This window comes from Streptomyces fuscigenes (assembly GCF_021556455.1).
GTDB lineage: Bacteria > Actinomycetota > Actinomycetes > Streptomycetales > Streptomycetaceae > Streptomyces > Streptomyces fuscigenes.
This window is the reverse complement of record NZ_JAKGCV010000003.1, coordinates 22,148-45,268: the sequence shown is the minus strand read 5'-3', so window position 1 is coordinate 45,268 and position 23,121 is coordinate 22,148. Positions and strand designations below refer to the sequence as shown.

General features: G+C 69.5%; 22 protein-coding genes. 8 read left to right on the top strand and 14 right to left on the bottom strand.

The genetic code is table 11. The annotated features are described in order from the left end of the window. Positions 1-79 precede the first annotated feature (79 nt). The 9 genes from L1885_RS00915 to L1885_RS29335 all read right to left on the bottom strand — a co-directional run bounded on the left by L1885_RS00915 (position 80) and on the right by L1885_RS29335 (position 9,770). Positions 80-1,579 carry an SCO6880 family protein gene (locus tag L1885_RS00915; protein ID WP_235794963.1) on the bottom strand — a complete coding sequence of 500 codons (1,500 nt, stop codon included), beginning with the start codon at positions 1,577-1,579 and terminating at the stop codon, positions 80-82. Continuing rightward, positions 1,566-2,897 carry a hypothetical protein gene (locus L1885_RS00910; RefSeq protein WP_235794962.1) on the bottom strand — a complete coding sequence of 444 codons (1,332 nt, stop codon included), beginning with the start codon at positions 2,895-2,897 and terminating at the stop codon, positions 1,566-1,568. The genes L1885_RS00915 and L1885_RS00910 overlap by 14 nt, the downstream gene beginning before the upstream one ends. Continuing rightward, a complete protein-coding gene (locus L1885_RS00905) occupies positions 2,897-3,652 on the bottom strand; it encodes a DUF8175 domain-containg protein (RefSeq protein WP_235794961.1) in 756 nt (251 codons plus the stop codon). The genes L1885_RS00910 and L1885_RS00905 overlap by 1 nt, the downstream gene beginning before the upstream one ends. 149 nt (positions 3,653-3,801) lie before the next feature. Next, the gene (locus L1885_RS00900; protein WP_235794960.1) at positions 3,802-4,131 is read right to left on the bottom strand and encodes a hypothetical protein; all 330 of its coding nucleotides are present in this window, start codon (positions 4,129-4,131) and stop codon (positions 3,802-3,804) included. A gap of 101 nt (positions 4,132-4,232) precedes the next feature. Continuing rightward, a complete protein-coding gene (locus tag L1885_RS00895; RefSeq protein ID WP_235794959.1) occupies positions 4,233-5,435 on the bottom strand; it encodes an IS110 family RNA-guided transposase in 1,203 nt (400 codons plus the stop codon). A 323-nt stretch (positions 5,436-5,758) separates the two neighbouring features. Beyond that, positions 5,759-6,904: an IS4 family transposase gene (locus L1885_RS00890; protein ID WP_235794975.1), complete on the bottom strand. Its 1,146-nt coding sequence runs from the start codon at positions 6,902-6,904 to the stop codon at positions 5,759-5,761. A 510-nt stretch (positions 6,905-7,414) separates the two neighbouring features. Further along, entirely contained in the window at positions 7,415-8,647 is a 1,233-nt protein-coding gene (locus L1885_RS00885; RefSeq protein WP_235794958.1) for a PP2C family protein-serine/threonine phosphatase, read from the bottom strand. A 64-nt stretch (positions 8,648-8,711) separates the two neighbouring features. Beyond that, positions 8,712-8,978 carry a hypothetical protein gene (locus L1885_RS00880; RefSeq protein ID WP_235794957.1) on the bottom strand — a complete coding sequence of 89 codons (267 nt, stop codon included), beginning with the start codon at positions 8,976-8,978 and terminating at the stop codon, positions 8,712-8,714. Between the two features lie 315 nt (positions 8,979-9,293). After that, positions 9,294-9,770, bottom strand: a complete 477-nt coding sequence (locus L1885_RS29335) for a DUF5994 family protein (protein WP_372481835.1) — start codon at positions 9,768-9,770, stop codon at positions 9,294-9,296. A 392-nt stretch (positions 9,771-10,162) separates the two neighbouring features. On the opposite strand from L1885_RS29335, the gene L1885_RS00875 reads away from it, so the two are divergent. Beyond that, positions 10,163-10,360: a hypothetical protein gene (locus L1885_RS00875; protein WP_235794978.1), complete on the top strand. Its 198-nt coding sequence runs from the start codon at positions 10,163-10,165 to the stop codon at positions 10,358-10,360. 542 nt (positions 10,361-10,902) lie between these two features. Further along, on the top strand, positions 10,903-11,943 hold the full coding sequence (locus L1885_RS00870) for a fatty acid desaturase family protein (protein WP_235794956.1): 1,041 nt from the start codon (positions 10,903-10,905) through the stop codon (positions 11,941-11,943). 284 nt (positions 11,944-12,227) lie between these two features. Here L1885_RS00870 and L1885_RS00865 read toward each other — a convergent pair whose 3' ends face one another. The 4 genes from L1885_RS00865 to L1885_RS29330 form a co-directional block, all read right to left on the bottom strand. Next, positions 12,228-12,671, bottom strand: a complete 444-nt coding sequence (locus L1885_RS00865) for a hypothetical protein (RefSeq protein WP_235794955.1) — start codon at positions 12,669-12,671, stop codon at positions 12,228-12,230. 374 nt (positions 12,672-13,045) lie between these two features. Further along, positions 13,046-13,465 (bottom strand): ATP-binding protein, encoded by a 420-nt coding sequence (locus L1885_RS00860; protein WP_235794954.1) that lies wholly within the window; start codon positions 13,463-13,465, stop codon positions 13,046-13,048. Between the two features lie 215 nt (positions 13,466-13,680). Beyond that, positions 13,681-13,986: an STAS domain-containing protein gene (locus L1885_RS00855; protein ID WP_235794953.1), complete on the bottom strand. Its 306-nt coding sequence runs from the start codon at positions 13,984-13,986 to the stop codon at positions 13,681-13,683. 117 nt (positions 13,987-14,103) lie between these two features. Continuing rightward, positions 14,104-14,295 (bottom strand): sigma factor-like helix-turn-helix DNA-binding protein, encoded by a 192-nt coding sequence (locus L1885_RS29330; RefSeq protein WP_372481836.1) that lies wholly within the window; start codon positions 14,293-14,295, stop codon positions 14,104-14,106. Between the two features lie 633 nt (positions 14,296-14,928). On the opposite strand from L1885_RS29330, the gene L1885_RS00845 reads away from it, so the two are divergent. The 6 genes from L1885_RS00845 to L1885_RS00820 all read left to right on the top strand — a co-directional run bounded on the left by L1885_RS00845 (position 14,929) and on the right by L1885_RS00820 (position 21,151). Beyond that, on the top strand, positions 14,929-15,225 hold the full coding sequence (locus tag L1885_RS00845) for a hypothetical protein (RefSeq protein WP_235794952.1): 297 nt from the start codon (positions 14,929-14,931) through the stop codon (positions 15,223-15,225). Between the two features lie 390 nt (positions 15,226-15,615). Next, complete coding sequence (locus L1885_RS00840) at positions 15,616-16,926, top strand: helix-turn-helix domain-containing protein (protein WP_235794951.1); 1,311 nt, start codon at positions 15,616-15,618, stop codon at positions 16,924-16,926. Beyond that, positions 16,923-17,660, top strand: coding sequence for a toll/interleukin-1 receptor domain-containing protein (locus L1885_RS00835; protein ID WP_235794950.1), 738 nt, complete (start codon positions 16,923-16,925; stop codon positions 17,658-17,660). Before L1885_RS00840 ends, L1885_RS00835 begins: the two co-directional genes overlap by 4 nt. Then, a complete protein-coding gene (locus L1885_RS00830) occupies positions 17,657-19,645 on the top strand; it encodes a hypothetical protein (RefSeq protein ID WP_235794949.1) in 1,989 nt (662 codons plus the stop codon). The genes L1885_RS00835 and L1885_RS00830 overlap by 4 nt, the downstream gene beginning before the upstream one ends. Beyond that, a complete protein-coding gene (locus L1885_RS00825) occupies positions 19,642-20,709 on the top strand; it encodes a hypothetical protein (RefSeq protein WP_235794948.1) in 1,068 nt (355 codons plus the stop codon). Before L1885_RS00830 ends, L1885_RS00825 begins: the two co-directional genes overlap by 4 nt. 10 nt (positions 20,710-20,719) lie before the next feature. Beyond that, positions 20,720-21,151, top strand: a complete 432-nt coding sequence (locus L1885_RS00820) for a hypothetical protein (RefSeq protein ID WP_235794947.1) — start codon at positions 20,720-20,722, stop codon at positions 21,149-21,151. A 1,479-nt stretch (positions 21,152-22,630) separates the two neighbouring features. On the opposite strand, the gene L1885_RS28750 is transcribed toward L1885_RS00820, so the two are convergent. Further along, the gene (locus L1885_RS28750) at positions 22,631-22,765 is read right to left on the bottom strand and encodes a hypothetical protein (RefSeq protein WP_268983434.1); all 135 of its coding nucleotides are present in this window, start codon (positions 22,763-22,765) and stop codon (positions 22,631-22,633) included. Positions 22,766-23,121 lie beyond the last annotated feature (356 nt).

Genomic DNA, 23,121 nt, shown 5'->3' with positions numbered 1-23,121 from the left:
TCGGGGGAACGGAGTGGATCGCCACGGCATCGCCGGGCGCGGCGGCGGCCGGTGTCCGGCCGGATCGGAGGGCGGGGCCCTACATCGAGTCCCGTACGGTCTGAGGGAGGGCGGTGTGCAGGGGCAGGACGAGGCCCAGTGGCAGCGCCGCGGCGAACGCGGCGGCCTGGGAGCCGTAGACCGGGCGTACCGCGATGCGGGCGGCCGGGGCGAGGTTGTCGACGGCGGCCGCCGCCGCGGGCAGCTCGGCCGCCGAGGTGACGGTCGCCGTGATGAGCAGGCCGAAGCGGATCACGCCGTGCCCCTGGGCCTGTTCCTCGCTGGTCCTGCGGGTCGCGGTCACCTCCGCGTCGTCCCTGGCGTGCCCGATGGCCGACTGCTGCGCGGTGAACAGCGCGTTCTTGTAGTCCTGCTGGACGACGCGGGCCCCCTCGGCACGGGTGTGCGGGCGGTAGAGCAGTGTGACGCGCTTGCGGGCGATGTCGCGGTGCGGCTGCACGAGCGCGGTCAGGACGTTCGAGAAGACCTCGCCCTGCGGGGCCTCGGTCATGGCCCAGGTGACGCTGTACGCGCCGTCGTGGCGGTAGTGGTCCCAGCCCTCCTGGGCCGCCATGGGGCCGGCCTGGTCCCAGGTCAGCCCGGTCCCGCCGGAGGCGCGCGCCCGCTCGACCAGGGTGGCCACGGTCGGGTCGTAGGCGAGTCGCACGGCCTCGGCCAGCTCGGTCGCGGTCATGGGCACAGCGGTGCCCGCGCCGGTCGCGGACAGCGCCGCGGTCAGACCCGGCAGGCGGGTGCCGATGTGCAGTGCCATGTCCTCGGCGCTGCGCCGCGGTGCGCCGGGCCGGGCGGCGCCCGAGTAGGTCAGGGCGATCCTGGTGGCTATGCGCGCCGAGCCGGCGGGGTACGCCGCCAGCACCTCGCGCAGCATCGAGGTGGCCAACTCGGCCGCACCCTCGACGACGTTGCCCGCGATCTCCTGCTGGAGCCGGACGCCGGAGTCGGGGGCGGTCTCCACGGAGACGCTGGCGGCGACGAGGGAGGGCTCGGAGCCGAGGGCCGAGAGCCACTGGCCCCAGTGCGCGACCCAGGTGTCGACCTGCCGCTGGTCGACGAGCGCGGCGCCGTCGGCCGCACAGGAGATGACGACGGTGTGGTGCCCGGTGGACGGGATCGTGATCACGGCGAAGGGCCGGCCGTAGCCGTCCTGCGCCTGGGTCAGCGAGGAGGCGGCGGCGAGCCCCGGCAGCGTGCAGGTGCCGTAGCCGGCCCGGCCCATCGGGCCCGAGCGGTACAGGTGGCCGCCGGACGCGGTGGTACGGCGCCACGCCAGGCGGACCCCCGCGCGCTGCATGAGCGTTCTGCCGTGCCGGTCGCGTACGGCGAGCGGGGCCGTGGCGAGGGCCAGCACCACCGCCAGGGCGAGCGCGGCCCATACGGAGACCAGCGTGGCCAGCACGACGGCCACCAGCCCGGCGAACAGCAGCAGGGTCGCCCCGAGCGACAGGCCGCGCAGCCCCGAGGTGCGGGGCCTGCGGAAGTTGCCGTAGGTACGGGCGGTCGGTGCTTCAGTGGCGGACACGGGGTTCCTCCTGGTCGTCGGTGTGGGGCCGGGGCGCGGCCGGGTCGCCGGTCTGGTGGTCGTCTGCGTGGTGGTCGCCCGCCGGGCTCCCCCCGGCCCCCGGCCGTGCGGACTCCGTGGCCGTGCCCGCCTGTTCATGGGTGGGCTCCGGCCTGCCGGCGCGCGATCCGCCCTCCGGCGTGTCGCGCCCGCTGTCGGTGCCCGGGGCGCGAGCGGCGCCGTCCGCCGCCGTGTGGCTCCGCGCTGCGACCGGTGCGTGGCGGGCGCCGCCGGTGGTCCGGACCGGCCCGAGTGCGGCGCCGGAGACGGACCGGCCGGCCGCAAGGCCCCGCAGGTGCGGGACCGGGAGCGCACCGGTGACCGGGGCGGCCTCGCCCCTGCCCTGGGCGCTGCCGGCCGCGCGGCGCGCGCCGGACACCGCGGCCTGCATCACGGGTGCGGCGAAGCGCAGCAGGGCGGGCAGGGTGAAGCAGGAGAGGACGATCAGCACCACGCCGGAGACCATGGAGACGACCTGGTTGTCGTCGCGCTGCCGGCCCGCCATGGCGAAGGCGGCCGCGTACACGACGGCGGCGGCCGGTTTGTACAGGATGAACGCGAACAGCCAGCCGAGCGACCTGCGGAAGAGGATCCGCCCGGTGGGCGTGGTGCCGGCCGCGGCGGTCAGCGGCAGGGTGCCGGTGAGGATCACCAGCATGGCCGTGCGCGTCACGACGAGGGCGATCTGCGCCACACTGGCCACGACCACCAGCAGAGCCATGAACAGCACGAGGAACGACGAGTCGGTGCCGCCGAGCGCCAGCATCGCCGAGGTGCGCTTGTCGAACTCGGCGACACACTCCGCGACGGGTTCGCCCGCGGGGCTGATCTGCCGGCATCCGGTGGACCTGTCGATGATCCAGACGCCGAACCGGTCTCCCGCGACGGTCAGCAGGTTGACGACGGCGACCCCCGCCGAGGAGGCCACCACCAGCCCGAGAAGCCCTTGGAGCGCCTGCCGCGCCGGCTCGCTGCGGCGCTGCCAGGCGAGGTGCCCGGCCGCGACGAGCAGGCACAGCACCGCGGTGAACGTGGTGAGCCACAGCGTCGAGCCGCGCAGGAACGCCACCGGTCCCCCGGCCGCGCTCAGATCGGCCCCGCCCAGGTTCATCCAGGCGCCGCCCAGCGCCTTGACCGTGGTGCTCGCGGCCTGGGCGGCGCTCTCCGCGATGGCGTCGAAGCCGCTGTTCCCGAGGTCCGTGGGCGCGGTGCCCCTGCCATCGCCCACGCAGTACCCGCCGACGGTGGGCGCGACGAAGCCGAAGTCACAGCCGGCCATCACACACCCGCCCAGGGGGTGTGCCCGGCGAGCGAGTCGACGGGCACGGGCGCGGGCGGGTCGGCGGGGAAATCGAGTCGCCAGTCGCCGTCCTGCCAGCGCACGGTCGTGGTGGCGCCCTGCATCCTGCCGTCGGGGAAGCGCCAGACGGTCTCGATCTCGGCTGCGTCGGCGGCGTAGGAGACGAAGTCGAAACCGGCGATCTGGCCGAAGGCCGCGGGATCCTGGTCCGGGGGCGCCGTCTTCTCGGCGGCCGTCCGGCCGGCCACGTAGGCGTCGCGGCCCGCGCCGACGAGCTGGGTACGGGCCACCGTGCGCCAGTCGTGCGCCGCGAGGTAGCGGACGCTGATCTGGCCGGTGGCGAGGAGGGCCCCGACGGGCGTGTGCGCGTAGCAGCGGGCCACGTCTCCGTCCACCTCGGCGGGGCCCGAGCCGGTGGAGGAGGGCAGGGCGACGGAGCCGTACAGGGACCAGGTCACCCCCGCCGGCGCCGAGGTGGGCACGCTCTGGCTCCGGTCCTTGAGGCGCGGGCAGGGGTCGCGGTCACCGGTGCGTACGGCCGGGGCCGGAGCGGCCCCGTGTGCGGCGGCCTGCACCGCAGCCGGTCCGTTGCCGCCCGGGTCGCCGGCGGTGAGGGCGACGAAGCCTCCCCCGACGGCGACGAAGCCGAGGAATGCGGCGGCGAGGACGAAGCCGGTGCGCAGCCAGGGGCTGCGCGGCTCGTCACCCGCCGCCCGGTTGGCGGGTTCTGCCATGGTGGGTCCGTTCGTCGGGGAGGTGGGGGTGGTGACCTGGCGTCGGGTTCCCCGTCCGCGGGGCCACCGGAGTGTGTTCCGCAGGCGTCGGGGGCTCGGGCGGGTGCGTGCGTGCTCCGCGGCCGCCCCCGGTGACGCGGCCGCGAGGCTCACACGAGCGCGCTGACGATGCCGGAGGCCGAGCCGACCAGCACGCACGCCCCGAGGACGAACCCGAGCCCCCGCACGTGTTCACGTGCGCCGCCGCGTGAGTGGTCGACCGCCATCCTCGCGGCGGTGGCGAAGAGGCCCGCGACGCACAGGGCGGTGACGGACCAGGCGACCCATCTCAGCACCGTGAGCAGGCCGTCGGCGCCGGGCGGCGCCTCTCCCGCGCCGACGTCGGGCACGCCCGAGGGGCCCGGGGACCCGGCTGCCAGATGTGTCAGGGGGGCGAGGTGCGGTGCGGCGTCCAGGGCGGCCGCCAGCAGGCTGGACATCGTGGTTCCTTCCTACACGGTGTGGGTGAGTCGGGCCAGGTCGCGCGCGAGGGCCAGGCACGGGGCCGGCCGGTGTGCCGAGGGTGCCTCTATGTCTTTCGTCAAGCGAGGTGTGGGGTTCGGGGTTGGTAGAAGGTGCCGTCTCGGAGCATGGCGAACAGGACGCTGATGCGGTGGCGGGCGAGGCGGAGGAGGGCTTGCGTGTGGGTTTTGCCTCTGGCTCGGCATTTGTCGTAGTAGGTGCGGGAGGCGGGATCGTGCAGGGCTGCGAAGGCGGAGAGGAACATGGCCCGTTTGAGTTGCCGGTTTCCTCCTCGGGGTGCGTGTTCGCCGTGGATGGAGGTGCCTGATTGCCGGGTGGTGGGGGCGAGGCCGGCGTAAGAGGCCAGGTGGGCGGCGGTGGGAAAGCTGCTGGCGTCGCCGATGGTGGCCAGGAGGATGGCGGCGGTCCTGACGCCGATGCCGGGCATCGAGGTCAGGACCTGGGAAAGAGGGTGGGCCTCCAGCAGGCCCTCGATCTGGACCTCCAGGGCCCGTCGTTGTTCGTGGACGGTGGCCAGCGATTTCGCCAACGACGGCACGATCACGTCCAGGGTGCCGGTGCCGGGGACGATGACGGTCTGTTCGTCGAGGGCGTCGAAGATGTCCTCGACCAGCCGCTGAGCCATGCGTGGGGCTCTGGGGCGCACGAGTTCGACGAGCCTGCGGCGGCCTGCTGTGCGCAGTGCGGCGGGGGATCCGTGGCGTTCGAGGAGCCAGGTGATGGCCTTGTGGTCCAGGCGGGGGCCCAGGACGCGTTCGAGGCTGGGGTGGAATTGGGTGAGCAGGCCGCGGATGCGGTTGGAGGTGCGGGTGGCCTCGGCGGCGAGGTCCTGGTCGAATCCGGTGAGCATGGTCAGCTCGGCGGTGATCTCGTCGCCGAGTTCCAGTGAGCGCAGGGTGTGGGGCATGGTGCGGGCGGCGTCCGCGATCACAGCGGCGTCTTTCGCATCGGTCTTGGCCTCACCCGGATAGAGATCGGCGATCCGCCGCATGGCCAAGCCGGGCAGGTAGGCGACCTTGCAGCCGGCGTCGCGGGCGACGGTCAGCGGCAGGGCGCCGATCGAGGCGGGCTGGTCCACGATGACCAGCACGGTGGTGAACTTCTCGCGGAGCTTGTCGAAGACCGCCCTCAGTTTCGGTTCACTGTTGGGCAGCTGCTTGTCGAAGACGGTCTTGCCGCTGGGTGTGAGGCCGTGGCCGTGATGTGTGCTCTTGCCGACGTCCAGGCCGAAGAAGACGCCCACCTGATTGATCTCGATCACCGTGCCCCCATCAGGTTCGATCCCGTGCCGGCCTGGGCTTCGGTGCCGTTCACGCGCATCCACGTTATGCAGACCTACCGCCTTAGGTTGGCTGGGCCTTGCGCCCGGCCGGGCGGTGGTCGGGCCTCTGATCAGCGTCTCCGACGGCACCTGCCGGACCCGGCGACACCCCCCCCAGGTCATCCCATCCAATGCCGTTGCTTTAGTGGTCGTGCCACCGGTTGTTGAGAGTGACGACAACCGGAGGGCGGCGGCTGGAGGCGGGTTCGCCCGGGGCTTTGCTGCCGTAGCCGGTGATACACGACCGGATCTTTCGCGGGCAGCTACGTGATCTTCGGCGGGGCAGCAGGTTGCGGCCGATCTCGGCGAGTCCGAGGCGCCGGTCCCGTTTGATCGCTGAGGGGGGAAAAGCCGCTCGGTGAGATCACTGAGCGGCGGACGACGTGCAGGGCTCGGGTGAACGAGGTCCGCTCGGCGGTGCTGCGGTGCAGGTGAGCGGCCTCGTTCAACAAGTCCCGGGTGGCGTGGTGCACGATCAAGTGTGCGTAGATTTCCTGCCGCACGCCGTCCGGTGTCTGCGATCTGAGGACCGGCCGGCCGCGTTGGTGGGTCTTGATCTCGTCGAAGACGAGCTCGATCTCCCAGCGCCGGGCATAGAGGACGGCAAGCTCTCCGGCAGGGTATTTCTCATGATCGAGCAGGCTGGTGATGAGCCGCACGACATCGGGCTGTCCATCGACGCGGTACTCGATCACCCGGACCAGCACCGGCGGGGCCTTGACCGTCCCGGCTGCCTTGCTGTGCTTGTTCGCCTCGATCCGGGCGAGGTAGCTGCCGTCGGCCAGGACGTCCTGGACCCGGCGAGCCTTGCGCCGCTCGATCCGCCAGAGCAGATGCGTACCCTGGCCCCGGAGCCGGTGCCAGCGGGCCAGACCCCACAGGCCCCGGTCGGCCAGTAGCAGCGTCCCCGTCCCGACATGGGTGTCCAGGGCGTCGGAGACGATGCGCTCGGAGTCCTGGAACCCGCCAATCGCGGCGTCCAGCACGGCGTGGGAGGAACACTCGGCCACCGCGACAACTCTGGCCTGCGGGTACCCCATGGGACTGCGTTGGGAGCCGGACTTGCCGAAGGCGTCGTTGTTGCCCGCGGAGTCGGGCACGGCCAGCAACATCCCATCCAGGGCCAGCACCCGCAGTCCCCGAAACAGCTCACCCTCCGTGCCGAGCGGCCGGGCCACGGACCGAAACAGCTCCCGCATCACCGGCCAGCCGAGCCGTTGCCGGGCCCTGGTCAATGACGACTTGTTTACCCCGGACCAGGTCCGCAGGCCCTTGTCGCCGGTCTTCACCAGCCGCAAGACCTCCAGGTAGTCGGCCTGCGGAAACAAGCACATCGCCAGCACGAAGTAGACCGTGAACCGGGCGGACAGCAGACGCCGGCGCTTCTCCAAGCACCCCGCCTCACCCACCACCCGGTCCACCAATTCAGGCGGACACGACCGAGTCAGGACTCCCAACCCCAGCCGCTCCAGTCGCGATATCAGCACACCGCTTCAACCGCCCGACCCCCTCAAAAGCAACGGCATTGTCATCCCATCGACAGGGGGCAACAGTCATACCGGGCCCGGAGGCCAGCGGCCCTCTTGCAGGACCGCCAAAAAGATAACGGGGCCGTTTTCCCTTTCCTCGCCTCTATGGCGGGTACCGCGCATTCGCCGAGCGAAGCAGCCTCGGTTCGGGTACGCGATGTGGCGCTCCTGGACGGGGAGTTCGGGGAGGTGCTGGTCCGTGCCGCCGAGGGCCGGAGGGTTCCTGTCCCCTCTGCCGTTGGCGTCCTCGGTTCCCCACGGAGGCTGGGGCCACCTCCCGGACCAATACGCACGTCGGTGAGACGGGTGCAATTGTGCTGGAGAAAAATCGGGCGGGTACGGCCAGGTAGGTTTCTGGACCGAGGGGGCCCTGACTGTCAGTCGATCAGGTCAGATGGTCGGCGAGCCTCCGCGCCATTCGATGAGGAAGATCGTCGCGTCGTCACTGGTATTTCCGCCGCGCGCGAGCTTCAGAGTGTGGGACAGCTCCCGCACTGTGGCACGGACGCCCCGGCGGTGGCCCCCGACCTCGGAGATGATGCCGGTCAGCTGTTCCAATCCGAACTCCTCCTCTCCCCTGAAGTGTTCCTCCACCAGCCCATCGGTGTAACACAGCACGCGGTCGCCGCGCCGCAGGCGGTGCTCGCTGACCAGGGGCTCTCGTCCACCGAAACCGACGGGCAGCGTCGTGCGCCCCGGCAGCTCGCCGACCACCGCTCCGTCGCTGATCAGCAGTGGAGACGGGTGCCCCGCGTTGACCCATTGCAGCCGGCCTGTCGAGACGTCCAGCTGCAGCATCTGGGCTGTCACGAATTTCTCGGGGCCAAACTGCCCTGCGATGACCTCGTCCATGAACGCGTAGATCTCCGGCAGTCTGACGAGCGCCCGGCGTGAGTGGCGGTAGGCGCCGATGGCGGCGGTGGCCATGATCGCGGCGTCCAGGCCGTGCCCCATCGCGTCGATCATGGCAATGTGCAGGATGTCGCCGTTGAGGGCGTAGTCGAAGCTGTCGCCTGCCACGTCGTAGGCGGGTTCCAGGATGCCCGCGACTTCCACCTGCGGGACGGACATGCTCAGCGGTGGCAGCAGCGACCACTGGATCTCGGCGGCCACGGTCATCCGGGTGCGACGGCGGGCCACGGTGAAGATGTCGCTGTAGGTGTTCTTCGTCACCAGCAGGTCGGCGACGAGTCCCGCGAGCCGTCGCAGAAGCCGCCGATCGTCGCCATCCACCCTGTCGAAAGTCAGGGCCATGACACCCAGCTGATCACTCCCGGCAAGCAGGGGCAGGTATATCCGCACACCGTCGGACTGCGGCACCTCGACCGCCGTCCCATCGAGGAACGCCTCGCCCGCGTGCGTCGCCCACACGTCATGGGGAACATCTGTCGCCAGTCCCCTGCCCGGAAGCGGCACGAGCGTCACCTGCTCGTAGTCCTGAACGAGGATCGCCATGTCGCGTCCGCCCATCCGCACGACCTCGTCGGCGACCAGGGGCGCGATCAGGTCGGGCGGCATCTCGTGGGCGCGCTCCAACAGCAGGCCCAGCAGCCGCTCGCCGAACCCCTCGGACCGATCGGTCCCCCTGTTGCCGCCGGCCAGCGCCCAGTCGTTCTCGTCCATGAGATCAGATGCCACCATGTATGGGCGGGTTTTGCAGGCCTCACGCCCCGCGTGTCCCTCCCGGTTACGGCCAGATCTGCCGCGCCCCCGCCACGGCGCTGCCCACGGGCACGGATGGCCTGTCCTGGTGAGCTTGCGCGACCCCGATGGTGTCCAGGATCAGTTCAAGGCGGGTTCCCGTACCGAACTCTCCTGCCGGGTAGCTGCGTTGTTCTGTGCTCGCGAACCGGGCGCGCAGTGTCTGAGCCACCAGCCTGGCGGCATCGGGCGTGGCCGCTGTGATGTGGACCACGGCGAAGCCGGGTCCCGGAAGAGTGTTCTCGGATGTCATGAGATGCCGCCTTGCTGTTCGCGACGCTGTTTCCGCTGCGCCAGTTCGCTATCGGTAGTTGTGTCTCCCCGTACGGCGGGGCCTGGCGCCGCAGGGACCCGTGAACCCCGCGGCGGGAGGGTGTCGCCATTCGGAACAATTCAGTGTCCGCCACGCGACGCCCTGTCTTGGTCGGCGTCACGATGCCCCTGTCGGGTGCAGGTGTCGTGCTCGCGCCGCCACGCCCCCCGGCGTGGGCCCGTTCTGGACCGGCGCGCCACCTTCGTCCTCCCAGGCCTCCTCGCAACCCGCGGCCGAGACGATGTCCGGATCCTGTCACGCACGGGCGTTCGCGGGCTCCGCCAGCTCACGGCCTTCGTCCTCCGCCACGAGCGCGCTTGCCGATCGGGGCAGACCTTCGGCAACTGCTGCCATCAGTCGATCCGCCGCAGCAGAGCTGGTCTGCGGCGGAATCACCAGGAGGTGCCAGCGACCCACGGTGTAGGTGAGGAGGAGGATTTTGTGGCGTCGAGTTCCGGCGTGAACCACCCCACCTTGATCACGTGTCCTGCCACGGCGACCTTGCGGCAGAGGTAGCCGGTAGAGAGGGTGCCCAGCGACCCGGGTGATCCGGTGCCACGTCGGATCGAGCACTCCTGCCAGGGCTGGGAGCTCCTGCGCCAGGTCCCGGGAGCGGGGCCACCACGCACCGTCCAGGAGGCCTCGCGGAGCGGTGGCTTCCTTCAGACGCAGGCGGACGGGGGGATCAGCTGCCGGACGCTGCCGCACATTGGTTTCGGTTGTCGCGATCATGGCGCGAACCCGTCTCCGGCCCAAGCCGAGGCAGGACCGATGTTCGTGACTCGTCGAGAACGCGTCCGCGTGAAAGCCGACGTACGACAGACCCTCGATACTCTCAGCGTACTGCTTCGGCAAGCCGAGCGATTCCGCTCCAGCCCTTGCCTCCTCAAGTTGTCCGTGGTCCTGCAAGAGGGCCGCTGGTCTCCGGGCCCGGTATGACTGCTTCCCCCTGTGGCTGTCGATGATCTGGGGGTGGTGTCACCGGGTCCGAGAGGCGCCGTTGGAGACGCTGACAAGAGGTCCGACCATCGCCCGGCCCGGCTCAGTGCCCGGCCGCTTGCGGACGACAGGTCCGCATGAGGCGGATACGCGCAACCGACGCCGAACCCTGGCCGGCACACACCGTGTCTCGGGAGGACGGGTGCCGCCTGGCGCTGCGGCGGACCGCGGACCTTTGTCCGGGCGAGGCGAAGACCGACGCGAAGGCCGCCGCGGGGATCGCGGACGCCGCCCGCACGATGCCCCACACCCTGCGCTGGCCGACCACTACTCTGCGCATGGGCATCGTGCTCGCCGGATTCCGCCGTATCACCCACGCCTGACCGCAGTCGGCCGGTCCACGCTCGGTAAGCACACGATGGACAACGACCGGCCGACTCCACCGCTCCCCACAAGCAGCGGCACCGAAGGAGGCGGACGAGACGGCCTCGCCGGACAGGGAGCGTCCAGAGCGCCGAGCGCACCTGCCCACGCTGCCCCCGACGCTGCACGCGGCCGCGCGCTTCCCCCCCCCCGGGTACCTGGCTCCTGCAGATGAGGAAATGGGGCGGCCGTCGCCGTCATCTCCCAGGCAGACCTGAATTGGCTCGCCCGCGGGTTGCCGCCTTGCGGGGCGAGGGCGGCGCCGGACGCCACAGTGCCCCTCATAGCCGCAACTCCCGGGGCCCGCAGCCGGGCAATGCGCGGGTCTCACGATCGTTCCCAGGGACGAGTGACGACGTGTGAGACCGCCGGTGCAGGGAAGTCGCGTACAGCGGAGGCATGTGTCGTCGCGGAGACGTCACTTGTGCGCGTCGAGCCGCGACGCCCCTTTCTCCGGACTCCTCCGAGTCCACCCGCCCGCCTCTCAGAAGGCTTTCCCACCATGAGCACTGTCACGATCCCCGAGCCGCGTTCCGGCACACCGGGCAGCGATTTCGCCCGGCTGTCGAAAAGGATCACGGATGCGGGGCTGCTGGGGCGCCGCCCCGGCTACTACACATTGCGGATCACCGCCGTGGGGGGCCTCTACGCCATGGGGTGGGCCGTGTTCGCGGTTCTCGGTCCTTCCTGGTGGACCCTGGCGATCGCGGCCTTCCTGGCTGTCATGTATGGGCAAGTGGCCTTGATCGCGCATGACTTGGCTCATCGGCAGGTATTCAGCCGTCGTCGGCCCAGCGAGGTGTCCGGGAGGATCGCCGGGTCGTTGGTCGGCATGAGCTACGGCTGGTGGCAGGACAAGCACACCCGCCACCATGCCCATCCGAACACCGAGGATCTCGACCCCGACATCAATCCCGATCTGCTCGTCTGGACCTCGGATCAAGCTCGCGCAGCCACGGGCCTTCCGCGGCTTCTGGGTCGCTGGCAGGCGTTTTTGTTCTTCCCGCTGCTCACGCTGGAGGGGTTCAACCTTCACGTGTCGAGCGGCAGGGCGATCGCCGACCGCCGGCTCAAACACCGGACGCTCGACGGCGCCGCACTGTTCGCACACTGCGCGATCTACCTGACCGCGCTGCTGTGGATTCTGCCGCCCGGCATGGCGATCGCCTTCCTCGCCGTCCACCAGTGCCTTTTCGGCGTCTACCTCGGTTCCGCTTTCGCGCCCAACCACAAGGGCATGCCGATCTTCTCCCGCGAAGACCGCCCCGACTTCCTCCGCCGTCAGGTGCTCACCTCACGCAACGTCAACGGCGGCCGCATCACCGATCTCGTGCTCGGCGGCCTCAACCACCAGATAGAGCACCATCTGTTCCCGAGCATGCCGAGCCCGAATCTGCGCAAGGCCCGTCCGATCGTCCGGCGGTACTGCCGGGAGCTGGACGTCGAGTACACGGAGACGGGGTCGGTCGCCTCGTACCGGATGGCGCTCACCAGCCTCCACCAGGCCGGTGCACCGCTCCGGCGGCCCCGCGTCCGGTGGTAGCCCCCGGTTGTCGGTGCGACGGTCGCCGGTGTTCCACATCAGCCCCCGCGGTCCGATCAGGCACGTGAGGACCGAGAGGCGTGTGCGGTCGGCACCGGAGGGAGCGTGGCGGCGGGGCGGGTGTCGTGCCCGTCCAGACGCCCGCTGCATGCCTCAAAGCCACTCGGCCGGCGCGCGCGGGCGCACACCGGAGGCATCACGACACGGTGTGACGACCGATGATTCGCTCCGGCCGAGCATCTGCGGCAGTCCGCTTCCGGTAACCGTGCGGTCGACAGGCCCGGTCACCACTCCCGCTGAGCGTCTTCGGATTCTTGACTGACCGGTTCGTAGCCGGGGAACCGCGCGCAGAGGTGCTCGAAGCGCCTCTGGGCCGCGACGGGGCCGCCGTACGCGCCGGCGTCGGCGATCCGTTGCCAGTCACGGTGCCGGGCTTGGGCGTGATCCATCAACATCATCTCGTCGTAGTCGAGGCTTCTGCGGGCGGCCGAGACGAGCACTAGCGCGGCCACCAGGTCGTCGTCCTCGGTGGGCTCGCCGTGCAAGGGGTGATTGTCGCCGTAGCGCAGCGAGGAGACGACCATCTGCAGAGCCTGCTGTGGTGTGGCTGCCATGTAAGCGTCAGGGCTGTTGCCCTCGTTGATCCGGTGGAAGAGGTCGCCACCGTGGCGGCGGGTAATCCGCTCGCAGGCCGCCTCCTCCCGTTCGTGCTGCCGATATCCGTCCATAGGAAAAGGGTAGTGAACGGGCAGCGGCCCTGGAGAGCGTGCGGGCGTCGACGCCCGCCGTCGGTGTGTCGGTCTTCGAGCGTGGCGACGGCGCAGGCAGTCCCGGCTGAAGGGCTGTGCCTCCACGAGTCCGCATGCGCCGGCCACCCGTGCCCCAGAAGGTGAGAAAGCCGGATCAGCCGTACTCATCAGCCCACACCGCCAGGCCGTCGCGGGGAGCGGGCCTCGGCCTCGACCGCAACAGGCCGCGACGACCGCCAAAGGTTTTTTCCACACCGGTCGCACCGCACTGCGGCGGCCCCATGTCTGTCGCGTCCATGCAGACGGTCGTCTACCGCGGCCGGACCGCCATCCGCCCCGTCGCCGAGCCCGCCCTACCTCTTTGCGGTCGGTGCGAGTGGAATGCGGGCCGTGATGCGTTTCCCGACCGGTTCGCGTTGGATCTCCAGGCTTTCGCACAGGGCCTGGACGATCTCCAAGCCGTGCTGTCCGACCCTCGCCGGCTCGAACGCCAGCGCCTGTGGCAGCAGGACCTCGCTGTCCCACACCTCCACGACCACGAAGACTCCGTCGGTCTCGACGCTCACGACGCAGGGCCCGGGGGCGTACTTGACGGAATTCGTGACCAGTTCGCTGACGACGAGCTGCCCAAAGTCGATCGCGTCGCGCGAGACGGACAGACCGTGGACGGCCTGGAGGTCCGTCAAAAAAGCGGCGACGATGTCGCGGGCGGCGGCGATGCAGGAGGGGGCACCGTCGTAGACGGCGGCCGCCCGGGGGTAGCGGCCACTCACGCCCGCGCATTGTCGCATGGTGCCGCCTGCCGTCCGCATCGCCGTGGGGCCTCGTGTTCCGCGTGTGTGCTTCCAGGCCCTGTTCGGATACCCGCCGGTAGCAGGCTCACACATGGGTCGCGTGGACCGACTGCTGGATGAGGTTACAGCCTCGCCCTGTCTCGGCACACCCGTCGGGGCGACGCCGGCCCGGCCACTCCTGCTTCCTTCCGCCATCAGCCAACGGCCTGGTCGACGCTGTCGAACACGCGCAGGATGTGATCGGCGCCGGTCACCTGGAACAGGCGAAGCAGGGATGCGGACGGAGCGGCGATGCGCAGGTCGGTCGCCTGCGGGGCGATCAGGATCAGGTTGAGGGCGCTGGAATCGGCGAAAATCACGCGGCTGGCATCGAGGATCGTGGTCGGGTGCGTGATGGCGGCGCTTTCGAGGGCGTGGCGCAGGGGCGGGAGGGTGTCGAGGTCGAGCTTGCCGCGGACTTCAAGCACCCACTGAGCGTTCAGGATGTATTGCTCGCCCACCACAGGCACGGTGGCATCGGTGGTGGTCTCATTGTCCTCTGGCGTTGCGGGCACAGTCCGGAGCCCGACGCCGCTACCAGGCGCCGTCCCGGGGCCGGTCGATTCCACGGCCGGGGTTCAGCGTTCGGCGAGCAGGCCGTCACGCAAGGTAGCGAGGGTATGGGTCAGCAGGCGTGAGACGTGCATTTGGGAGTAGCCCAGGACCTCTCCGATCTGCGCCTGGGTTCGCTCGTGGACGGCTGCGGTCAGCCCGCAAGCCTCCGAGGCCCCGAAGGGCTGCCCGAGCACTTCTCGTGCCGCAGGAAGCATGAGGCGTGAGCTATCGGCCACCGCTGACCGTTCCTCGCCGCGTCACCTGATGCCAGACCCCCTGACCGGTTCGGGGGGATGTGGTGCTTCCATCCGACATGCCAGTCGTGCCACAGTGGGCGCAGGACACCCATCACCAGCAGGACACCCTCGCCGACCACATTGTGACGTTCGTCAGCCGGGTCCCCCTCGCACTCCGGAACTTGGCCGACTCGGCTGACAGTGAGGATGTGACGTGGTGACGCTGCCGGCGGGTCTGCCCCCTCGGCTGACTGACGTCTTGACTGTCCCTGACCCGACGACCCATCAGTTATCAAGATCAACGAGCGTCAAGACACCTCTGAGAGCGTCATTTCAGCGTCAAGATATCGCCCGTAACGCACATAGCGCGCATCACGCACACCCATAAAGTCGCAGATCAGCGGCCCTTTACGGCAGGTTCAAGGATCGCGACGCACTCCACGTGGTGCGTCATCGGGAAGAGGCCGGCCTGAGCACGTCTTGGAAAAGACCAGGTCAGGGCCGGTTTCTTGGCTCGCTGTCCTGCGGGTGAGCGGCTGAAGCGTCAAACGAGCGTCACGGTCGACAAGCAGCAGGACGTCCCGATGGCCAGGGTGAGCGGTGATGTGTTCGGTGACGAAGTCAGCATCCGTAAAGGTCGGCAAACGCATGGCGCTGGAGTGCATCAACTCCAGGAATGCCCTCTCGGCGATGGCCGCGTCGGCGAACGCACCGACTCCGACCAGCGTGCCAACAAGGCAGATCGGCGGCGAGCACGGCACGTCGCAGGTCCATCGCCGCCCGCACCCGTACCTGCCCGGCCAGCGTGAGAGGACTATCGGCGTGTGGCCTGCGGATGGTGATCGTCTTCAGCAGCCCGCAAACCGCGGCAACACCGTCGCCTTCCTCGGTGTCGCCTGTTCGGCATAGCAGCTCCAGAAAGCGCGGCTACGCTTCTCACGGCGGAGCGGTTCGTCGGCTGTACCGCGGGCCCGGCCGCGTGGGCGGGGGCGCGTCGAGGACCACCTTGCTCTTGCAGGCGGGTCACCGTGCGGATCGATGGTGCCGAACGGATCGCACCTCGGCTCAGGCACCCGAGCGCCCACTCGCACCCATTGAAACGAAGGCGACCCAGCCGTCCGCCGGAAACGCGAGCATCGGCCCTTGGGGAACCCGACTGCCCTGTACGAGCTTGCCACACCCCGCCATCGGAGAAGGAAACGGGAAACAGCTTCGATCGCCTTGTCCGTCCGGGAGTTGGTGCTGCACTCTTCGGTGCAGCACCGCCTCGGCCCGGACGACCGGGTTTAGGAGGTTCCCGTGCCACATCCGTCCACACCGTTCGGTGAGGAACTGAGGAAGCGGCGTCTGGAGGCAGGACTGAGCCTTACGGACCTGTCCGGTCTCGTGCACTACAGCAAGGCACAGCTCAGCAAGGTCGAGCGGGGCATCAAGGCACCCAGCCGTGATCTTGCGCGGCTGTGCGACGCCGCACTCGGTGCCGACGGGGCACTGATCGCCCTGAGCGCCCCTACCGCTGTCGACTCACCTGCCGTGTCGGCGCCAGGCCGGGTCGAGGAGGAGAACTGGATGATGCACTTGACACCGGACGGCCCGAGCTCCTTCGTGCCCGTGGGCCGGCGTGCGGTGATGAACGCCGGTGTCGCCTCGCTGATGACCTGGAGGTCGGACGGATCGAGTCCAGCTTCCCCGGTCGCCGGCGCCGGCATGCTGGAAGCCTCACGCTCCCTGTTCACGCACTACCGCAGACTCGGTCAGACCGTGGAACCCGGCCTGCTCCTGCCCGTTCTGATCGCGCAGACACACACGCTACGGGAGCTGTCGGCGCAGAGCGACAGCGGCACCAGTCGCCGCCTGCTGGCGCTCGGTTCCCGGTACGCCGAGTACGTGGGCTGGCTGGTGCAGGAGACCGGGGACGAGCGGGCGGCGCTGTGGTGGACACAGCGTGCGGTCGACCTGGCCGCCGCCGGCGGTGATCAGGCACTGGCCAGTTACGCGCTGGTTCGCCGGGCGTTGGTCACTCTGTACCGGGAGGACGCCGAGCAGACGATCGCGCTGGCCCGCCGGGCGCAGAGTGGCGTGCTGCCGTCACGGATCCGCGGTCTCGCCGCACAGCGCGAAGCGCAGGGTCATGCCCTCGCTGGTGATGTCGGCGCCTGTCTGCATGCCCTGGACCGGGCTCGTACTCTGCTCTCCCGCCGGAACGACGATGCCGACGGCCCGGTGATCGGCTCTATGCATCTTCCCGATTCGGTCGGCATGGTCACCGGCTGGTGCCTCCTCGATCTCGGGCGACCGCGCGAGGCGGGCGAGGAACTGGACCGGCAGCTCACTCTGGTCGGCCCCGACGCGGTGCGTACGCAGGTCCGGTACGGCGTACGCCGCGCACTCGCCTATGCCTCCGCCGGTGAGATCGACCACGCCTGCGCGCTGACGGAGCCACTGCTCGACGGCGTGACGGCGGTGCGCTCGGCGACCGTCACGATCGATCTCCGACGGCTCGCCCGGGTGTTGGCCCGCTACCCGGACCATCCACCGGTACGCCGGCTGGCGCCGCGGCTCGGCACCTTGTCACGCCCGACCAGCCCTTTTGAGGAGTCATCGTCGTGAGCGAAATCTTCATCAACTACCGGACCGGGGACGGAGAGAAGACCGCGGCCCTACTACGTCAAGGGCTGTCGCACCGCTTCGGCCCGGGGCATGCGTTCCACGCGTCGCAGTCCATCGTCCCCGGTGAACGCTGGCCCGAACGGCTACTGGCCGCGGTAAGGCGCAGCTCCGTACTCCTGGCCGTCATCGGACCGGACTGGGCGAACTTCCGTAGCCGGGTGGAGGATCCTGAGGACTGGGTGCGCAAGGAGATCGAGGAGGCTTTCACGTGTGAGGTCCCGGTGGTCCCCGTTCTCGACGGACGCAAAACCAGCCGGCTGAGCAAGGCCGATCTCCCGCCGGCGTTGCGGCGGCTCGCAGATCTCCAGTCCATCGCGTTCGACTCCGGTGACACCGAGGTGTGCGTCGCGCGCATCGGTGATCTGATGGCCGACCTGATTCCCGGCCTTGCCGACCGGTCCGGGACCGAGGCGGGAACGCCTGCGCCGGGCAGCGTGAGCAATTCCATCGGGACCGTGAGCGGCACAGCCGTACAGAGCAGTGACTTCACCGGTGACGTCGGCATGGTAGTCAAAGGCGCCCACGGTCCTGTCCACACCGGGAACGGCAACATCTACTCGCATTCACGTCACGTCTCGGGCGGTGACGGGATGACGTACTCCGAGGGGGACCACCATGGTGCCGTCCAGCACCGGTTCGGTGAACGGGACGGTCACGAGGACAAGGACCGGTGAACCAGCACACCGGCACCTGGGTCCGGGCCTCGGGCATCACGGTCACGGGCCCTGGCGACGTCCACATCGGAACGCAACTGCAGGACTCGGACAAGCCGGCCTTCCGCCGAGTCGCCGAGGACCAATTGCGTCGACTGCGCTACGCACTTGTCCCCCCGCCGCGTATGGGCGAGGCTCGTGCCGTACTCGCCGACACCGGCACCGTCATCCTGGAGGGTGACCCGGGCAGCGGCCGGTCGGCCGCGGCCCGCGTCCTGCTGCACGAACATCACCGGGACAGTGGTGTCTTCCACGAACTCCTGCCGGGTGAGGAGGAGGAGCTCTCCCTCCAGGACCCCGCTCTGGTCGGGACCGGTGACCAGTTGCTGTTGGATCTGGCCGCCGCGGACGACCGCCGCTGGGCAGCGGCCCAGGCCGACCTCCCGGCGCTGCGCAAGGCCGTGCACGAGCAGCGGGCTCATCTGGTCGTGGTCATGCCGCACCGCGGCGTTCTCGACCCGGACCTGCAATACTGTCGCGTGGTGCTCGAACGGCCATCCGGCATCGGCGTTCTCCGGCGGCATCTGCGCCTGCACGGTGTGCTGCCTGAGCAATATCTCCGACTGGACGGCACCGTCACCGGGTTCCTGACGGCGAACAGGCCGATGCGGGAGATCGCGGAATTCGCCGACCTGGTGCGCCGAGCACGTGAGGCCGGTCAGCCCGGGGACGGATTCGGTCAGTGGTGCGAGGCGGCCGGGCGGGCGCGAAACGACGGTCGACGGGAGGCCGCCGCGCTCGTCACCAAGCTGCGGGAGGCGCCGCAACGAGCCCTGCTGATCGCGGTGGCCATGCTGCACGGGGCGCATGCCGATGTCGTTCACCGGGCGGCCGGGCAACTGCTGAGCACCCTCGGGTCTCCGTCGGAGGGCGACTCGCCGCTGCAGCAGCGGGACCTCGCTGAGCGACTCCTCGAGATCTCAGCCACTGCCACCCCCAGCGGACAGGTCCGGTTCGAGAGGCTGGACTTCGACTCCGCCGTTCGTGCCCATTTCTGGGACCATATGCCCGATCTCCGTCCCCACCTGGGCACTTGGGCGGTGAGTCTGGTGGAGCTGGACGACCCGCATGTCGTCCCCGTCGTACGCGACGGCCTGGTGGAACGAGTGGCCGGTGAATATCTGCGGACCGGACGTGCGGACGGACTGGGGACTCTCATCGAAGGATGGAGCACCGGTGGGACGAGCCGCGCCCGCCTGGAAGCAGCCGTTCATGCGCTCACCCGCGGGCTTGCGGACCCGGTGCACGCCAGTGACTTCCGCGAGCAGATGTACCAGTGGTGTGCCAAGCGGCGCCTCAAGGGGGAGTTCGCGCAGGTGCTGGTCCGCGTCTGTGCCGACGTCCTCGCGACCAGTCATCCCGATCAAGCCCTGGTCAGGCTCTACCACCTGGCCCGGCGTGAGCGCGGCACGACGCATGCCCGGCAGGCGCTGTGCGAGCTGGTGGCACGTAGCCGCCGGCTGCACCGCGTGCTGCTCGACCGTCTCGCCCGTTCCGACTTCTCACCCGCCAATCTCGGGATCTTTCTCCAAGCCAGCGACCCCGAACTGTTGACGCGGCGCGCCGGCGCCTCGCACGCGCTCGTCGACGAACAGGGCGCGCAGCGCTCCCTGACAACCTGTTGGCACGCGGTACTGACCGAGCTGTCTCCTTCGCAGTGGCAGGCCGGAGCACGACATTGGCTCCATTGGGCGGCCGCCGACACCGGACCGCACGGCGGGCTCCTGCTCGACCTCCTCGTCAGCGCGGCACAGCAGTGCACGGAGAAGCGGGGCAAGGTCCTCGCTCTGCTGTACGCATGCGCCCGCGACGCCGAGCGCACCGGCTCGGGGGATGCGGCGCGGGCCGCGGAGACCACCGGACTGCTGCTCCACAAGATCAGCGCGGCTCAAGGCATCGCTCCGGCCACACCGCAGACGACCTCCCCCAGGGGGACTCGACCATGACCACCGCACGGAAAACCACAACCGTCTTCCTCACCGTTCTGAGCGGTCTCCTGCTGAGCATCGTCGGTCTGACGCAGCGATGGCCGGCATGGGCTTGGCCACTGCTGGCCGTGCTGCTGCTCGTCCTCCCCGCGACCATCTTCCGGATCGCCGCGATGCGGCGCGGCACGGTACCGGTGGCTTTCGAGGAGCAGCTCACGGCCGCCCCCGTGGAACGCACGAACCACCGCGTCAGCCAGGTAGTGCTGCCCAGCAAGTGGGCCGATTACGACTTCGTCTTCTCCGCGACGGTGCGCTGGTACCTCATCGACGCTCCCGCGAATGCCCCCGTTCTCAACCCCGCGGGTCTCGCCGTCGACGCGGTCTTGAAGCGGGCCCGCGCCATCACCGAACAACGAGAACCGGGGCGGGCCTCACTCGTCGAGCAGGAACTGTCCGGCACCCTCAGCCGGATGCTGCCTGAGCCCACCGGGCACCTCCAGGCGATGGCGGAGAACATCCAGCTCGTCCTGGCGCAGCAGGACCAGGAGCGCCTCGACAAGCTCGCCGACATACGCAAGGACGAGGAGGTCTGGGCGCACCAGCGCAAGTACGAGCAGAGTAGACGCCGGTACTTGGGCGAGGACGTCCTCAAGGACACCGGCAGCGCCGTGGTCTGGTGGCTCACCAAGAACGACGAACACGTGGAACGTACGGTGAACGACCTGGCCCTGCTCGCTCAACTCACATCGGCGGCCAACGACACCGACGTTCCCGAAAGGCTTCAGGATCTGATCTCTCAGCAGGCCGGCGAGCCGACTACGCCGGACTTTCCCGGGGAGGGGCCTCCCCCACTGCCACAGGGACGGGAGACGGCCACGATGCATCTCTCCGGCTTCCTCGACAGCATCGGTTTCACCGACGGAGACGTACGCCGCCCGATGCTCGCCGCCCAGATCGCCGGCCTCGTCAAGGAGCAGAACCGCCACGAGACCGCCGAGGAGATCCAGCACCGCTTCGATCCGCCGGCGTCCATTGCTCCGGACGACGACGAGGCGCCCGCCTCCGGCTCCCCCCTCGCCTAGGAGAAGACACATGGACAGCGAACTGGCCGTACTCGCGGCGTCGGGTGCCACCACACTGGTCTCCCTCATGGTTACCGACTCCTGGACACCCGCCCGGGAACTCATCAAGCGGTTCCTGACCCGCACAGACGCGGACCCCGACACGTTCGACGACCTGCAGGACGCGAGGACCCGGCTCCTCGCCGCCGACGCCACGGAACGCGAACGGACCGCCCACGAGATCAGCCAGCGATACGGTGACCGTCTGCGCCGGCTCGCGGAAGCCGGCAACGGCAGCGACGAGGCCCTGCCCGCTCTGCTGACCTCGTTACTGCAACTCTCAGCATCCGCGGCAGACAGCCGGCGCACGGTGGACAACCGCATCAGCGGGGGAGTCCAGCACGGTCCCGTCGTCCAGTCGGGCAGCGTTACCGGGCTTACCTTCCACGTCGATCGCCAGTAGCGCCGGCGCAGGGAGGGCACCGCGCGGTCCTGTGCTCGGTCAACCCGTCCCTGTCGCGGCTCGGACGATACGGGTGTCGTGGGCAACGCGAGTCGGACGAGCCGGCAAGGGAGACGGGCGGTGGAACGGTACTGGCACCGACGCCGTTGAACGCAGAAAGACACGCATGGCGAGCCAGGCGGTGCGCCCATGCCGTCTGCGTACCGGCGGGTGGGATGCGCACGGCATCGGAAGCCGCCGCGACCTCATGCAGCGTGGGATACAGCTCGGGTCCGAACACGTTCGTCCAGGGTCGCTCGATCGCTGACACCAGAAGCTTTTCGGTTCCATTTGGGGGGCCCAGGCTCGCAGAGCGTCAAATGAGCTTCACGGCGGAGAAACAGAACGGCGCCCGCCGCGAGCCTCCAAGGCGTTACACGAGACGCCGTCGGCCGTGTTCAGGTTAGCCTTTGGCACTCGTACGGGGGACCAGCGCGCCTCGATCGCCAGCCGCCCATTCTATGTTGGCGATCCTATCCGCACCCCGTCGAGTTGAGCCGGAGTGGTGAAGTACGCAGTGTCTGCACCGCAAGCCGACTTGCTGCGCGACGCTGGAGCAACGCGGGCTGATCAAGAGGACCTGGCACGGCAGCGGCCACGTCGCCGTGGTTACTGCTGACGGCCGCTACTACCTCAAACATGGCAAGCATCCCCAGCAGGCCCAGGCAGAGAAGGAGCGGCTGGAGGGCGACAGCGCTCAAGCCGCGCTCTCCCGGCCGACGGGGCCGAGCTGGTGTCCCGTCTGCAATCTGCATCAGGGACCCTCACGGTCGCTGATCCTGCGCCTCAGACCCGGGGGCGGTGGCGGGCTGCCTACTATGAGGCACTCCACCACGGGCACGTTCCGGAAGCTCACAAGCTGCGGTGGAACGGTCGCCAGCGCGGCGACTGTGTCTTCACGCTGGTTGATGAGGAGGCTGAGAAGGCAGCCCAGCCTCCTCCCGTGCCGGCCGTCGACGTGCCGGAGACCCTCGATCGCCCTCATCGTCTCGTTCGTGCGACGCGCAAGTCTGTGGGCCGATCCAAGACGGTGGTCGACACCCGGGGCAAGCCGGAAGTCATCCCGCTGTACGTGTCGCGCCCACTCGCCGACCGGGCCCTGCGGATCATGCACGCACTGTTGACGGAAGCGGAAGGCCGCGGCTACGCGGTCGAGACCCAGAGCGACCTGAAACGCGGTGAAGCCCTACACATGGTCGCCATCGTGATCCGGTGCCGGGCCTTTCCCCTCGCTCTCATGGAGCGGAAGACCAAGGTCCCGCACGAGCCGACCCCGCAGGAGCTCCGTCAGCAGGAGCGCAATCCCTGGACGCGCCTGCCCAAGTACGACGAAGGGTTCAACGGCTGCCTCGCTCTCGGCGCGCCTCGGGGAGCTGGTACCAGCATTCGTACTCTTACAGCGACGGTGCCCGGTGGACGCTGGAGTCACGGCTGGGACATCTACTGCAGGATCTCGAACGTCTTGCGGCGGAAGCCGACCGCCGGGAGCAGGAGAAGGAGCTTCGTGAGGCCGAACAGCGGCGCCGCTGGTATGCGGCCGTCGCGCGCGCTCGCGAGCAGCAGATCGAGCAGCACCGGGCGACGGTTCTTACCGGGCAGATTCGGGCCTGGCCGAAGGCCGACGAGATTCGCGCCTTCTGCCAGGCAGCCCGCGCCCGAGCCGGCGACACGCCGGTTGCGGCGGACGAGGCGGATTGGCTGGAATGGGCTGAGGCGCACGCGGTGCAAGTCGACCCCCTGCAGGAACCCTTGCGCACTCCTGTGGATCCGCCGGCCGGTCGGGAGGTACTGCGTGAGCTGGCGAAGATCGATGCCTACGCCTACCCGTGGCCGTTCGACACCGACAGCCGCTGGACACTTTCCGACGACCGGCCAACCGACCCGCGAACGTGACCCGGCCCTGTCCAACCGGGAAACCCCTTCGCCCTGTC

Excerpts from the sequence above, each read along its gene's own strand:
- L1885_RS00910 (WP_235794962.1), bottom strand. The coding sequence starts at position 2,897 with ATGGCCGGCTGTGACTTCGGCTTCGTCGCGCCCACCGTCGGCGGGTAC.
- L1885_RS00905 (WP_235794961.1), bottom strand. The coding sequence starts at position 3,652 with ATGGCAGAACCCGCCAACCGGGCGGCGGGTGACGAGCCGCGCAGCCCC.
- L1885_RS00900 (WP_235794960.1), bottom strand. The coding sequence starts at position 4,131 with ATGTCCAGCCTGCTGGCGGCCGCCCTGGACGCCGCACCGCACCTCGCC.
- L1885_RS00885 (WP_235794958.1), bottom strand. The coding sequence starts at position 8,647 with ATGGACGAGAACGACTGGGCGCTGGCCGGCGGCAACAGGGGGACCGAT.
- L1885_RS00880 (WP_235794957.1), bottom strand. The coding sequence starts at position 8,978 with ATGACATCCGAGAACACTCTTCCGGGACCCGGCTTCGCCGTGGTCCAC.
- L1885_RS29335 (WP_372481835.1), bottom strand. The coding sequence starts at position 9,770 with ATGATCGCGACAACCGAAACCAATGTGCGGCAGCGTCCGGCAGCTGAT.
- L1885_RS00870 (WP_235794956.1), top strand. The coding sequence starts at position 10,903 with ATGAGCACTGTCACGATCCCCGAGCCGCGTTCCGGCACACCGGGCAGC.
- L1885_RS00865 (WP_235794955.1), bottom strand. The coding sequence starts at position 12,671 with ATGGACGGATATCGGCAGCACGAACGGGAGGAGGCGGCCTGCGAGCGG.
- L1885_RS29330 (WP_372481836.1), bottom strand. The coding sequence starts at position 14,295 with ATGCTTCCTGCGGCACGAGAAGTGCTCGGGCAGCCCTTCGGGGCCTCG.
- L1885_RS00825 (WP_235794948.1), top strand. The coding sequence starts at position 19,642 with ATGACCACCGCACGGAAAACCACAACCGTCTTCCTCACCGTTCTGAGC.
- L1885_RS00820 (WP_235794947.1), top strand. The coding sequence starts at position 20,720 with ATGGACAGCGAACTGGCCGTACTCGCGGCGTCGGGTGCCACCACACTG.